We start from the raw sequence: 13,575 nt of genomic DNA, 5'->3' as shown, positions 1-13,575 counted from the left end.
CCCTAACCAAAGAGCGAATTTGGCTGGAAATTGAAAAATCCCTTGCCGATGGCGCAATCAATGTATTTACCGATGTGCTTTCAGAAATAAACGCGCTACCAATTATTTTACCGCCATTGGCAAACCATTGGTCACCGGATTACAGCCAAGAGCTCGCAGCTTTGTTAACGAGAGTAGCTGGCGAAAACCAACTCATTATCGCCTTTTGTTTATGGCTAAAAGAGATTCAGCCAACTGAGGTCAAAACACTTTCTGAGCGTTTGCGCTTACCCAATGCCTATGTTGATGCACTGAGCCTATTTACCACCTTTGCGCCTATTTTTACGCACAGCCAAGCATCAGTAGAGCAGGTACTGGCACTCTTTAATCAAGCAGATGTTTGGCGACGCCCCGAGCGGTTAAACTTATTTATTGAAACCTTTGCCTTGCTAGGAGAAGAACACGCAGCTTTAGCTCGCAAACTACAAAATGCGGCAACAAAAGCAATTGCTATCGATGTACAAGCCATCATCAAACAAGGTTTTAAAGGCGCTGAAATAAAACAACAGCTATCGCAAGCTAGGCAAGATGCCGTAAGTGGTATATTTGAATAATATACGCTAAAGCCTTAAAGGTAAGCGATAAAATAATTAGTCGCTTACCTGTAACTCAATAGTGACTTTTACACCGCCCAGTACACTATGCTCAGCAAATATTTCACCTTGATGGCGGGCGATTAAATCTTGGCAAATGGCTAAGCCAAGTCCTGTACCACCTTTGTACAAAGACTTGTTATTTTCACATTGATACATCCGCTTAAAAATTGTTGTTAGCTCACTATCAGATACACCCGGTGAACTATCTGACAATGTAATAACAAGGTTCCCTTTTTTAATACTCGCATCTAGTTCAATATTTGCAGGTATTTGTGTATATCGAATACTGTTTGATAGTAGGTTAGTAAGTACTTGCGTAAGCCGTTTTTTATCTGCATCAAGCGTTGTGCTCTCAGGTATATTAATGTTAAAGGAAAAGTGTATTCCTTCACTTTGGGCGATACGTGTTTGTGCATCACTGCACCACATTTCGAGCCAAGGTTTCGCAAGCATAGTTGCTAGATTTAACGACAGCTCTTGTAGTTCTGCATTTGCTAGCTGATCAATATCTGCAATTAAAGTATTAATATCACCAATGCGGCGATGTAATACCTCATATGTTTTTTCATTATTATCAACAATATTGTATTCGAGGCCCTCTATTTGCATTTTAAGTACACTTAGTGGTGTTCTAATTTCATGCGAAACTTCAGCGAGAAGCTGTTTTTTTCGAGCAAGTAATGCTTCTGAAAATTCAGCTCGGTCTTTAATTCTTTGCTGCTTTCTTAATGTTTCAAATTGCCACTTCACCACCAAATAAATAAGTACAGTTAAAGCACAAAGAAAAAACGTATATGCCCACCAGGTTTGCCACCATGGGGGTAATAGCTCGAATCGGTAAGTAACAGAGTCTCCAATCTGCTCACCATTTATTGCTCTTACCTGAAACTCATAATTTGCAGGGCGCAAATTGTTGTAAGTGATTTGATTTAGCCTTGATGGCTCGCTCCATGTATCGCTACTGCCAAGCAAGCGTGTTTGATACATGATACGCTCAGGCGAAGACCAGTCGCTATGCGCATATTTTATTGTTATTTGAATAGTGTCAGGTGTAAATTTAGTGGCAACATTTTGCTCTTCAATAGTAGATAAGTAGTGATATTCTCTTTGCTCGCTGAGAGAGTAAATTTCGAGAATGCGACTCGCTAAGCGCGACTTTAAATTGATTTGCTCTGGGTTAAAATGTATTACTCCATTGGCTGACCCCCAATAGATATTTTCGTTATCTATTACAGCACTATTTAATGTTGAATCCACAGCCAAATAACCATTATCGTATGCAAACGTGTTTACTTTCGGTGTTTTTTGACTGCTAAATAATGAATTAATAGCGACACGATTATTACCCCCTTCCGTGCCTACCCATAAATACCCCTTATATGCCTTTAGTGCCAACACTATGCTACTAGCGAGACCGTTTTCCGTACTAATCTGTTGCCCCTGCCATTTACCTTGTTCTTCGTTGAGTACAAAAACACCTTTTCGTGTTCCGAGATAAATGTAGCGGCTGTCTTGTTCTAAACTATAAGCCCAATCACTTGGTAAGCCATCTTCCTCAGTAAAACGATAAACATGATCTTTATTAAGATAATGTGTCCCCCCACCGTTGGTAACAAACCAAATACGATTTGCGGTATCTGCAAGCACATTAATCACGTATTGATCTTGCTCTAGCATTAATTTTTGTAGTTGATTATTACAGTTCCGGTACAAACCTTTTGACGACGCGATATAAATACAACCATCCGAAGCCTCGAGCACTTTGTGAATGATGTCGGCAGTTAAACCTTGCTCTTTGCCAATATGAGTCGCGCTATTCTCGCCAAGCACTATAATACCTTGCCGTGTACCAACCCATATTCGATCCGCTTGGTCTTTCATGATGCTATGAATGTACGGATTCATCAAAGGTGTCTCAGGTTCGTACCATTGATCATCGGATAAGACTTGAATGCCTCCGCCGTACTGACCTAGCCACAGTTGATCATTAATATTTGATAGTGCACTAACACGTTCATTTCTAAGCCCGCTTCGCTTATTTAATAATGAAAAACCACTCTCTTTAAAACGGTTAATGCCATTGCTGTAAGTGGAAACCCATATATGGCCTTGGCTATCTTTCATCAAGCCTCGAATATGGTCAGCATTCATCCCATTTTGATTATTGAAACGAAGAGCGTGATTATTTTGAATTTTAACAACGCCTTTACTGTCATCACCGATCCAAAGAGATCTCTTTGTTTCATCAAATAACAATGAAGTCACATTGGGGACAGTGACTCCTAATAGTTTATTTACACTTCTATTTTCTATATCAATGCGGCATATACCTTGACCTTTAACCGCAAAAATAACTGAGTTGCTCTCACCCGTTAACGAGGTAATATTCCCATTGCAAGCTTCATCACGAAATTCATAAAGATTAATTTGCCCATTTGATAACGAAAATAAGCCCTTACTTGATGCCAACCATATTGAGTCATTAAATGAAGTCAAACGATTAAATACCGTCAAAGGTATAGCGTTAGAGGTCGTAGCTATTTCACCATTTTGATAACGGTATATTTCACTATCAGTAATAAAGAATATTGCTTTATTTAATATAGCAATATCATTCACTTTCTCTAAAAATGGTTTGCCGTTAATATGAAGTCTACGAAATTTTTTACCATCAAAACTACTTACGCCTTTATCCGTGGCAAACAGTAACTCCCCCTGCAACCCATTTGATATTTTCCATACACGATTGTTATTAAGTCCATGTAATTCTTTGAAGCACCTGAAGGAATTTGAGATATACTGGCAAACGCCCTCGCCATTTGTCGCTAACCATAATACGCCATGTTCATCTTGAAAAGTCTGGTAAATAGACCCCGTTGGCAAACCTTGACGCATAGAGAAATGTCGAATATCAAAAAGCGTGTTAAGCTCATACTGCATCGACTTTACGGTTTTCCACTTTGGCATGTCGTTGGCGTGTGAAACCTCGATAAAAGCGGCTTTGGTAACTTCAGTTAACCTAACAGATCCTCGTTTTATAGCTCTATTTTTTGTTGCTTGCCATTGAATAGCCAGAGCTTTATCCAAATTCACATAGCTCGACCTTTTGAGCACCGGTTGACCCACAGGCAGCACCAAGGATGATAACTCCTGCCATACAGTTGGTTGAACTTGTGTTGCTATTACCTCCGAAATACCATCATTTTGAGCAGCGGTCGTAGCGTCAATGTAAAGTGAAACGAAAAAGCAAAATAATACAACTAATAGACGCAAAACAAACGTACCCATTATGACAACAAAATCATTACTAAATTATCAAGTTATCTTCATCAAATGAAGCTTTGATATAGACAAAATTTTACTATCTTAGCAAAAAACAAGCACCTAATACTGAGCGCTTAGCTATGTTACAAGCAAAACAAAAAGACTAAGAATTACTCTTAGCCTTTTAGATTTTTTATCTTAAGAATTTGGCTTAAGCACTGATATAACCAAGCCCTATAAGTGCAAACAAAGCAAACCCTAAAATTAATCGGTAAATCACAAATGGCAACATTCCCATTCGTTCAATAAACTTTAAGAATAGAAAAATACAGGTATACGCTGAAACAAACGACAGCACGGTACCTAAAATCAAAGCATGCCAATCAACCGCTGTGTTATCTAAAATCAGCTTGATGATCATCACTAGCCCTAAGCCACCAATAACGGGAATAGACATTAAAAACGAAAAACGCGCTGCACTTTTTTTATCAAGCCCTAGTAACAAACCGGCGGTAATAGTTATACCAGAGCGTGAGGTACCAGGAATTAACGCAACCGCCTGCGCAATACCTATCAACAGGGCAGCTTTCCATTTTATATCGAAAATGTTCTTGTGTTCTTTTGCTTTGATATCGGCATACCAAAGCGCTAAACCAAAAATAATTGTGGTAATTGCTATTACGGCTGCGCCACGGGTATTGGCTTCTATAAAATCTTTTGCAAGGCCCGCAACTAAACCAGCGGGAATGGTTGCCAGAATAATATACCAGCCAAGTTTACTCTCTGCTGTGTGACCTTTTCCTGCGCAAGATTTAAACCATGCAGAGAGTATTTGAATCACATCTTTACGAAAATAAATAAGTACCGCGAACAATGTTCCGACATGTACTGCGATATCAAACGCCTGACCTTGATCTTGCCAGCCAAGTAATTGACTCGGTAAAATAAGGTGGCCTGAACTTGAAATTGGCAAAAATTCAGTAAACCCTTGAATAAGTGCCAGTACAACAATTTCAATCAGTCCCATTTATTTTAAATCTCCACTTTCCACAATTTTTGCTTATTTTTATTATAATTTTGCCACAGCTCACCAATACTCAGGTTGACCGTAGGGTGGATAAAGTTACAGGCTATTTCAGCAAGAGGCCAAAGTACAAACGCATTTTTGGTAATTTCATCACGCGGCAATTGCGCTGGCGTGTCACAGATCACCTCGTCAAAAAATAACAAATCCAGATCGAGTGTACGTGGGCTAAACTTTTTATCGGCAGGGGTGCGACCATGGTCGCGTTCAATTTGTTTAAGGCGAGCACATACTTCTTCAAGCGGTAAATTGGTTGTAGCAGCGGCCACAAGGTTATAAAAGTTATTCCCTTCAAAACCAACCGATTCACTCTCAAAAATACTTGAGTAAATAACATTATCAAAATGTTGAGGTAAAATAGCTAAAGCAGCTTTAATGTAATGCTCTTTATTGATATTAGAGCCAATACTGATAAAAATCTGTGCCATTAGCTTTGCTTTTTACGTGTAATTTCTATACCCACGGTTTGCGCTTCAATTACAGCTTGGGGCTTCGAGATTCGCAATGTCACTTGCGATACAGCAAATTCACTTAAGATAATCGTCGCCAATTGCTCAGCCAGCGTCTCTAATAGCTCAACTTGTGTTGCTTCACAATGAGCAATAATACGTGCTGACACTTTGGCATAATCAACCACATCATTAACATTGTCAGACTTCGCAGCTTGGGCAAAATTTGTCAGCATTTCAACATCAAAAAACAAAGGTTGTTTCGCTTGTTTTTCAAAATCAAACACGCCAATAATGGTATTAACCTGTAATTGACTAATAAAAACCTTATCTTGCACCCGTATTCACCCCGATTATACTGTGGTCGGATACCAATTAGAGAAAAAAATAGGTACTCTTATGGGTAAATCCGCTAAAAAGAATCAGCGGCAGATAATAGCCTATATTTGCTAAAGAAAAAATAAGGAACGCTGTGTTAGCAAGCTTAATGATTGTCTTTGCCTATCTGTTTGGCTCAATTTCTTCGGCAGTGCTCATCTGTAAGCTGTTTCGCTTACCTGATCCCAGAACAACCGGTTCTAATAACCCAGGCGCAACCAATGTTTATCGCATTGGTGGCAAACTACCTGCAAGCTTAGTACTGATATTTGATGTGCTGAAAGGCACAATCCCAGTATATGGTGCTTACTTTCTTAAGATAGAGCCTCTTTATTTAGGTTTTATTGCAATTGCTGCATGTCTTGGGCACATTTACCCGATTTTTTTTGGCTTTAAAGGGGGTAAAGCGGTGGCAACCGCGTTTGGTAGCTTACTGCCCATTGGTTTTACCTTGGCTGGCTTATTAATTTTAACCTGGCTTGGTTTAATTTGGTTGACTGGGTACTCTTCTTTGGCCGCTATCATTACCGTAAGTTTAGCGCCTTTATTTACGTGGTTTATAAAACCGCTTTATGTCTTGCCTGTAACTATGCTGGCAGCGCTGATTGTATTTCGCCATCGAGCTAACGTTGTGCGCTTGCTTAAAGGCACTGAGCCAAAAGTGAAATCAAAAAAAGCCGAGTAATCTCGGCTTTTTTATTTGATAAACGCTAACTGCAGCAGCGGTTAATTCGAAAAATTAAATTGATTCCAACTCATCAAGCGGCCAACGTGGCTTAGCGCGCATATCAAGTGGCGCATACTGCTTTGCTTTCAAGCGTTGCATGCCCGCGTAAGCAATCATTGCACCATTGTCTGTACAAAACTCAGTGCGCGGGTAATAAACACGGCCTTGCATACCTGTCATCACTTTCTCTAGTGTTTCACGTAAATAAACGTTAGCACTCACGCCGCCGGCAATCACTAAACGCTTAATGCCGTATTCTTTCAGAGCACGTTTACATTTAATTACTAAGGTATCAATTACTGCCGTTTGAAAAGCATGGGCGATATTGGCCTTCACTTGCTCAGAAATATTGCCATCTTCGTCTTTTTCTTTATTAATGGTATTTGCAGCGAAGGTTTTTAACCCGCTAAAACTCATATCAAGGCCCGGTCTATCGGTCATTGGACGGGGAAAACGATATACTTCTGGTTCACCTTTTTCTGCAAGCTTGGCAAGCAATGGGCCACCAGGGTAATCAAGGCCTAATAGTTTAGCCGTTTTATCAAACGCTTCACCTGCAGCATCATCAATTGACTCACCAAGAATCGTGTATTGACCGATACCGTCAACTTTTACAATCATGCTGTGGCCACCAGATACAAGTAGCGCAATAAATGGAAATTCTGGTACATCTTCATCAAGCATAGGTGCAAGTAAATGCCCTTCCATATGATGCACTGCTACAGCGGGCACATCCCACCCATAAGCAAGCGAGCGGCCAATTGATGAACCAACTAATAACGCACCTACCAAACCAGGTCCTGCAGTATACGCAACGCCATCTAAATCTTCGGGTCCACAACCAGCTTGTTTAAATGCAGCCTCAATTAAAGGAATAGTCTTACGTACGTGATCACGCGATGCCAGTTCTGGTACAACACCACCATAATCCGCATGCACTTTCACTTGAGAATACAACTGATGAGCCAGCAAGCCTTGTTCATCGTCATAAATCGCGATTCCCGTCTCATCACAAGACGATTCAATACCCAAAATACGCAAGTTTCTCTCCTAAAATAACAATTAAATACCCAATCAAAGCACGCTCAATTAAGTTAAGGCGGCGATTTTACAAGCTTTAATATTTTTTGTCAGCTTTTTACCATCTTTGGTATAATTATTCTTTACATTGCGTGGTGCTTCAGATTACAATGCCGCACCATTTTTGAACTAGTCGGTTAAATCTTAACCGAGGTGAGTGGCACTAGCTAAAGTTTTAGCTAATAAAACTCATTTAAGTAGAAACATATTACTAAGTAGGTGATTTTTTAATGCCAGTTATTAAAGTTAGAGAAAACGAGCCGTTTGACGTTGCTCTTCGCCGTTTTAAGCGTTCATGTGAAAAAGCAGGTATCCTTTCAGAAGTTCGTCGTCGCGAGCACTATGAAAAGCCAACAGCTGAGCGTAAGCGCAAAAAAGCAGCTGCGGTAAAGCGTCACATGAAGAAGCTTTCTCGCGAAAACGCTCGTCGCGTAAAACTTTACTAATCTAGATTAGGTCTTGTAGATGAGCCTTTTAGCACAACTTAAAGATGCACAAAAAGATGCAATGCGCGCTAAAGACAAAGTTCGTCTTGGTGCAATTCGCATGGTTTTAGCAGCTATTAAGCAAAAAGAAATCGATGAGCAAGTTACGCTAGGTGACGCTGAAATCACGTCTATTCTAGTGAAACTTGTAAAGCAGCGTAAAGATTCTGAATCTCAGTATCGCGACGCCGGCCGCGAGGACTTAGCTGAAGTTGAAGCTAATGAGATTAAAGTACTTGAAGCGTTTTTACCAAAACCGCTTACTGATGAAGAAATTCTTACTTTAATTGATGAATGTATCGCGTCAAGCGGTGCTTCTGGCATGCAAGATATGGGTAAAGTAATGGGCTTGCTTAAAGCTAAAGCTGAAGGTCGCGCAGATATGGGCAAACTTTCAGGTTTAATTAAGCAAAAGCTTAGCGCTTAACTCAGAGTTTTAAAGGCTGACTTTCTCAAGTCAATAACTGCTGGCCTTAACAGCTTTAGAAACCGAGCTTTTGCTCGGTTTCTTCATTTCTGAAAGATGATAACGTCTAGCGTCATTTTTCATTTTTGGGTATGCTAGCCCCCTACTCTCAATCAACATACGCGAATAACGATATACCATGGCCGGAAAAATTCCTCGTAGCTTTATTGATGACCTATTAGCCAGAACCGACATTGTCGATCTTATTGATGGCAAAGTAGGCCTTAAAAAAGCAGGTAAGGATTATCAGGCATGTTGTCCGTTTCATAATGAAAAATCGCCGTCGTTTACGGTATCGCAAGATAAGCAGTTTTATCACTGCTTTGGTTGTGGCGCCCACGGCAATGCCATTTCATTTATGATGGAATATGAAAAGCTCGAGTTTGTTGACGCCATAGAAGAGCTCGCGAGTTTACTCAATTTGGATGTGCCTCGTGAGAATGCCACAAATCAAGGGCCACAAGTCAGTACTGAGCAAAAACGCTCAGACTATGAATTAATGATGCATGTTGCAAAGTTCTACCAACATCAATTAAAGCACCATGCAAATTCACCTCAAGTAATCGAATATCTCAAAGGGCGTGGGCTCAGTGGCGAAACTGCTAAACAATTTATGATTGGTTACGCCCCCAGTGAATGGGATAGCGTATGTAAAACATTCGCGAAGAACCAAGATAGCAAAAAACAATTACTCGAACTAAAACTTGCCAGTGAAAAGTCGGCAGGCCGCCAATTTGATTTCTTCCGCGACCGCTTGATGTTTCCAATTCGCGATAAACGCGGACGCGTTATCGCCTTTGGTGGACGCATCATGAATAGCGACGACAATGGTCCGAAATATTTAAACTCACCAGAAACCCGAATTTTTCATAAAGGCTTTGAACTTTACGGCTTGTATGAAGCCAAGCACGCTAACAAAAAGCTCGAACAAATACTGGTAGTTGAAGGGTATATGGACGTGGTTGCGCTTGCTGAAAAAGGCATTAACTATGCCGTGGCGGCACTTGGTACAGCAACCACACCTGAGCATATTCACACCCTATTTAGAACCACCGACCGCATTATTTGTTGTTACGATGGTGACCGTGCTGGGCGCGATGCTGCGTGGCGAGCACTGGAAAATGCGCTACCCTATTTAAATCATGGTAAATCACTCGAGTTTGTATTTTTACCTGATGGTGAAGACCCTGACTCATTGGTACAAAAAGAAGGTCGTGAAGCCTTTGAATTACGTTACGACGATGCCACTGATTTCTCGGTATACTTGTTTGATAGACTTGCACAGGAAATTAACCTGACTACAGACGCAGGCAAATCAAAGCTATTACAGCAGGCGTTGCCTCTGATTGAAAAGGTCCCGAGCGACTACTATCAGGATAATTTACTCGATAAATTAGCGCGCTTAATTGGCCGCACCCGTGCCCAGCTACAAAAGAAAATCAACACACCAAAGCAGCAACAAGGTCTTGCTAAAAAATTTAAAATAACACCAATGCGACGTGCAATTGGTTTGCTATTACAGCATCCAGAGCTTGCCAGTGAAGTGCCATTCCAGCCAGAATTAGCGCAGATGGATGTGCCGGGTATCAAGCTTTTTATTCAATTACAAAAACTCGCCTTAGATAAAACCAACACCACAGCACAATTGCTTGAGCAATTTAGAGAAAGTCCTGAATATGCGCCATTGGCGAAACTTGCCGCGTGGCAACATCAAGTAAATCAAGATTCGTTAACCAGCGAATTTCAAAGTACTTTTAATTTTATTGAAGATCAGTGTTTAAATTTGCGCCTAGAGTCCCTATTAATAAAAGAGAAAACGCAGGGGTTGAGTAAAGCTGAAAAGCAAGAATATTCAATGCTCACACTTGCATTAAAAGGCAGATAACAGCTAGCCAAATTCAACCTTTCGTGTTATACTGCCCTATTCACTGCGTCTTGTATCAAGTTGTTTAAGACGCCCGTTGTATCAACTTATCAGAGTGGAAGAGAATACCTCTATGGAGCAAACTCCTCAGTCACAGCTAAAACTCCTCATTCAAAAAGGTAAAGAGCAAGGTTACCTTACATTTGCCGAAGTTAACGACCACCTTCCACAAGACATCATAGATTCGGAACAAGTTGAAGACATCATCGGCATGATCAACGACATGGGTATCCAGGTAGTAGAAAATGCACCTGATGCCGATGAACTTATGATGCAAGAAACAACTACCGATGAAGATGCTGCAGAAGCGGCAGCGGCAGCGCTTGCTACGGTAGAGAAAGAAATCGGTCGTACGACAGATCCGGTACGCATGTACATGCGTGAAATGGGTACTGTAGAGCTTCTAACACGTGAAGGCGAAATCGACATCGCTAAGCGTATCGAAGACGGTATCAACCAAGTACAGGTTTCTGTTGCAGAGTACCCTGAAGCAATTAATTACTTACTTGAGCAATGGGATAACTACCTTGCTGAAGACGTACGCTTAAGCGATATTATCAGCGGTTTCTACGATCCTGACGCAGACGAAACAATGATCTCTGCAACGCACATTGGTTCAGAACTTTCTGAAGAAGAATTGGATGATGAAGATTCAGATCTTGAAAGTGATGATGACGATGATGAGGAAGAAGCAGATACAGGCCCATGCCCTGAAGAAGCTGCAGAAAACTTTGAAAAGCTACGTAACCTTTATAATCAAGCACGTGGTATTTTTGAAGAGAAAGGTCGCTCTCACCCAGATGCAGTAGCTATTATCGCTGAAATCGGTGAGCATTTCCGTACCTTTAAACTAATGCCTAAGCAATTTGACCGCATGGTTAAAAACATGCGCGACATGATGGACCGTATTCGCGTTCAAGAACGCATCATCATGAAGCAAGTTGTTCAAATTGCTAAAATGCCAAAGAAAACCTTCGTTAAAAACTTCGCAAATAACGAAACGGATTCGGCATGGTTAGACCGTGAAATCGCATCTGGCGAACTATACTCAAACAAACTTGCAGAAGTGAAGTTTGAAGTTGAGCGTTGTATTAACAAACTACGCCAAATGGAAGAAAGCACAGGCCTAAACCTAGAGCGTATCAAAGACATCAACCGTCGCATGTCAATCGGTGAAGCAAAAGCACGCCGCGCGAAGAAAGAAATGGTTGAAGCGAACTTACGTCTTGTAATTTCAATTGCGAAAAAATACACCAACCGTGGCTTACAATTCCTTGATCTAATCCAGGAAGGTAACATTGGTCTAATGAAAGCGGTTGATAAGTTTGAATACCGCCGTGGTTATAAGTTCTCAACTTATGCAACATGGTGGATCCGTCAGGCAATTACACGTTCAATTGCAGACCAAGCGCGTACTATCCGTATTCCAGTACATATGATTGAAACGATTAACAAACTAAATCGTATTTCACGTCAAATGTTACAGGAAATGGGTCGCGAGCCGTCGCCAGAAGAACTTGCTGAACGCATGGTAATGCCGGAAGACAAGATCCGTAAAGTACTGAAAATTGCAAAAGAGCCAATCTCAATGGAAACACCAATCGGTGATGATGAAGATTCGCACTTAGGTGATTTTATTGAGGATAGCACCATTGAATCACCGGTTGATTCAGCAACAATGGAAAGCCTCAAAAATGCAACACATGATGTACTAGCTGGCTTAACAGCGCGTGAAGCAAAAGTACTGCGTATGCGTTTCGGTATCGATATGAATACTGACCATACATTAGAAGAAGTAGGTAAGCAGTTTGACGTAACCCGTGAGCGTATTCGTCAAATCGAAGCGAAAGCACTTCGCAAGCTTCGCCACCCTTCTCGTTCAGACTTACTGAAAAGCTTCTTAGACTTTAAAGGCTAAGTAGACAGTTAAACTAAAAGGCCGCTCATTGCGGCCTTTTTTCTTACAGGATAAAAATTATGGCGTGGGTACAAATCCGCATTAATAGCACCAAAGAAAATGCCGAAATCATCAGCGATGAGCTAATGGAACTTGGCTGTCCTTCGGTGACCTTTGTCGACGCAAAAGACACCCCAATTTACGAACCTAAACTGGGTGAGGTAACCCTTTGGGCTGACACAACAGTAATTGGCTTATTCGATGCCAGTGTTGATATGCAAGCAATTACCGAACACCTTGCGCAAATGCCAATATTACAAGAAAACTTTGTTTGTAAAGTAGAGCAACTTGAAGACAAAGACTGGGAACGTGAATGGATGGATAATTTCCACCCAATTCAATTTGGCGAACGCCTTTGGATCTGTCCAAGCTGGCGCGATATTCCTGACCCAAGTGCAGTGAATGTATTACTTGACCCAGGCCTTGCTTTTGGTACTGGCACACATAACACTACAGCGCTGTGTTTACGCTGGCTAGACAGTTTAGATTTAATCGGCAAAACGGTTGTCGATTTTGGCTGTGGTTCAGGTATTTTAGGTATTGCCGCGCTTAAGCTTGGTGCAAAACGCGTTATTGGTATCGATATTGACCCACAAGCATTAGAAGCGAGCCGCGATAACGCCGAGCGTAATGGCGTGGCCGACCAACTAGAAGTCTACCTTCCTGAAGATCAGCCTGAATTTGAAGCCGATATTTTAGTTGCCAATATTCTTGCGCAACCTTTACGTGAATTACATCAAGTTATTTTAGGCTTACTTAAATCTGGTGGCGAGTTTGCGTTGTCGGGTATTCTTGAAGAACAAGTTACGTCTGTTGAAGATATTTATCGTCAATATGCCGAGCTTGAAACAAGCCAACAAGATGGCGAGTGGATGCGTGTAGCAGGTAAAAAACGCTAACTAGTATCGCGCTACGCCCCTTTAAAATCCTTAGCTCAACACAATTTGAGTTAAGGATTTGTTACTTTTGCTAACAAAAATCTTCCTTTTTTTTCGCTCGATAGCCAGTTACAAAAAGTCAATATCAAAAGTTTAAAAAAAAACCACTTTTGTATAAATAATAGGCTTTGATTTTTGCAAAAAAAACCGTAAACTTAGCGCCCCTTGATTGGTGACCCAGATTTATT

At 41.0% G+C, this 13,575-nt stretch carries 11 protein-coding genes and 1 pseudogene; 7 read left to right on the top strand and 5 right to left on the bottom strand.

Annotation, left to right across the window (positions count from 1 at the left end):
- A pseudogene (locus ACHSBP_RS21875) lies at nt 1-593 on the top strand (tRNA nucleotidyltransferase); the annotation flags it as partial.
- 36 nt (nt 594-629) lie between these two features.
- On the opposite strand, the gene ACHSBP_RS21870 reads toward ACHSBP_RS21875, so the two are convergent.
- The 4 genes from ACHSBP_RS21870 to folB form a co-directional block, all read right to left on the bottom strand.
- Entirely contained in the window at nt 630-3,923 is a 3,294-nt protein-coding gene (locus ACHSBP_RS21870) for a two-component regulator propeller domain-containing protein (protein WP_395390415.1), read from the bottom strand.
- Nucleotides 3,924-4,110: 187 nt separating this feature from the next.
- Nucleotides 4,111-4,926 (bottom strand): undecaprenyl-diphosphate phosphatase, encoded by an 816-nt coding sequence (locus ACHSBP_RS21865; RefSeq protein ID WP_395390414.1) that lies wholly within the window; start codon nt 4,924-4,926, stop codon nt 4,111-4,113.
- Between the two features lie 5 nt (nt 4,927-4,931).
- Entirely contained in the window at nt 4,932-5,411 is a 480-nt protein-coding gene (gene folK / locus ACHSBP_RS21860; RefSeq protein ID WP_395390413.1) for a 2-amino-4-hydroxy-6-hydroxymethyldihydropteridine diphosphokinase, read from the bottom strand.
- Complete coding sequence (folB, locus tag ACHSBP_RS21855) at nt 5,411-5,770, bottom strand: dihydroneopterin aldolase (protein WP_010561022.1); 360 nt, start codon at nt 5,768-5,770, stop codon at nt 5,411-5,413. The genes folK and folB overlap by 1 nt, the downstream gene beginning before the upstream one ends.
- 134 nt (nt 5,771-5,904) lie before the next feature.
- Here folB and plsY point away from each other — a divergent pair, with 134 nt between their 5' ends.
- The gene (gene plsY, locus ACHSBP_RS21850; RefSeq protein WP_010561023.1) at nt 5,905-6,495 is read left to right on the top strand and encodes a glycerol-3-phosphate 1-O-acyltransferase PlsY; all 591 of its coding nucleotides are present in this window, start codon (nt 5,905-5,907) and stop codon (nt 6,493-6,495) included.
- A gap of 54 nt (nt 6,496-6,549) precedes the next feature.
- Here the strand turns inward: plsY and tsaD are convergent, their stop codons facing one another.
- Nucleotides 6,550-7,578 (bottom strand): tRNA (adenosine(37)-N6)-threonylcarbamoyltransferase complex transferase subunit TsaD, encoded by a 1,029-nt coding sequence (gene tsaD, locus ACHSBP_RS21845; RefSeq protein WP_010561024.1) that lies wholly within the window; start codon nt 7,576-7,578, stop codon nt 6,550-6,552.
- 269 nt (nt 7,579-7,847) lie between these two features.
- On the opposite strand from tsaD, the gene rpsU reads away from it, so the two are divergent.
- From rpsU to prmA, 5 genes are all read left to right on the top strand, one after another.
- Complete coding sequence (gene rpsU / locus ACHSBP_RS21840; RefSeq protein ID WP_010362466.1) at nt 7,848-8,063, top strand: 30S ribosomal protein S21; 216 nt, start codon at nt 7,848-7,850, stop codon at nt 8,061-8,063.
- A 19-nt stretch (nt 8,064-8,082) separates the two neighbouring features.
- A complete protein-coding gene (locus ACHSBP_RS21835; protein ID WP_010561025.1) occupies nt 8,083-8,529 on the top strand; it encodes a GatB/YqeY domain-containing protein in 447 nt (148 codons plus the stop codon).
- Nucleotides 8,530-8,707: 178 nt separating this feature from the next.
- Nucleotides 8,708-10,453: a DNA primase gene (gene dnaG, locus ACHSBP_RS21830; protein WP_010561026.1), complete on the top strand. Its 1,746-nt coding sequence runs from the start codon at nt 8,708-8,710 to the stop codon at nt 10,451-10,453.
- A 112-nt stretch (nt 10,454-10,565) separates the two neighbouring features.
- Nucleotides 10,566-12,410 (top strand): RNA polymerase sigma factor RpoD, encoded by a 1,845-nt coding sequence (rpoD, locus tag ACHSBP_RS21825; protein WP_010561027.1) that lies wholly within the window; start codon nt 10,566-10,568, stop codon nt 12,408-12,410.
- 59 nt (nt 12,411-12,469) lie between these two features.
- Nucleotides 12,470-13,348 carry a 50S ribosomal protein L11 methyltransferase gene (gene prmA / locus ACHSBP_RS21820; RefSeq protein WP_010561028.1) on the top strand — a complete coding sequence of 293 codons (879 nt, stop codon included), beginning with the start codon at nt 12,470-12,472 and terminating at the stop codon, nt 13,346-13,348.
- The last annotated feature ends 227 nt before the right edge of the window (nt 13,349-13,575 follow it).

This window comes from Pseudoalteromonas sp. XMcav1-K (assembly GCF_044005875.1).
Taxonomy (GTDB): domain Bacteria; phylum Pseudomonadota; class Gammaproteobacteria; order Enterobacterales; family Alteromonadaceae; genus Pseudoalteromonas; species Pseudoalteromonas spongiae.
This window is presented reverse-complemented; position numbering and strand designations above follow the sequence as displayed.

What these genes read in the sequence shown, in the direction of transcription:
- rpoD (WP_010561027.1), top strand. Translation starts at nt 10,566, where the DNA reads ATGGAGCAAACTCCTCAGTCACAGCTAAAACTCCTCATTCAAAAAGGT.
- folK (WP_395390413.1), bottom strand. Translation starts at nt 5,411, where the DNA reads ATGGCACAGATTTTTATCAGTATTGGCTCTAATATCAATAAAGAGCAT.
- ACHSBP_RS21865 (WP_395390414.1), bottom strand. Translation starts at nt 4,926, where the DNA reads ATGGGACTGATTGAAATTGTTGTACTGGCACTTATTCAAGGGTTTACT.
- ACHSBP_RS21870 (WP_395390415.1), bottom strand. Translation starts at nt 3,923, where the DNA reads ATGGGTACGTTTGTTTTGCGTCTATTAGTTGTATTATTTTGCTTTTTC.
- prmA (WP_010561028.1), top strand. Translation starts at nt 12,470, where the DNA reads ATGGCGTGGGTACAAATCCGCATTAATAGCACCAAAGAAAATGCCGAA.
- dnaG (WP_010561026.1), top strand. Translation starts at nt 8,708, where the DNA reads ATGGCCGGAAAAATTCCTCGTAGCTTTATTGATGACCTATTAGCCAGA.
- ACHSBP_RS21835 (WP_010561025.1), top strand. Translation starts at nt 8,083, where the DNA reads ATGAGCCTTTTAGCACAACTTAAAGATGCACAAAAAGATGCAATGCGC.
- rpsU (WP_010362466.1), top strand. Translation starts at nt 7,848, where the DNA reads ATGCCAGTTATTAAAGTTAGAGAAAACGAGCCGTTTGACGTTGCTCTT.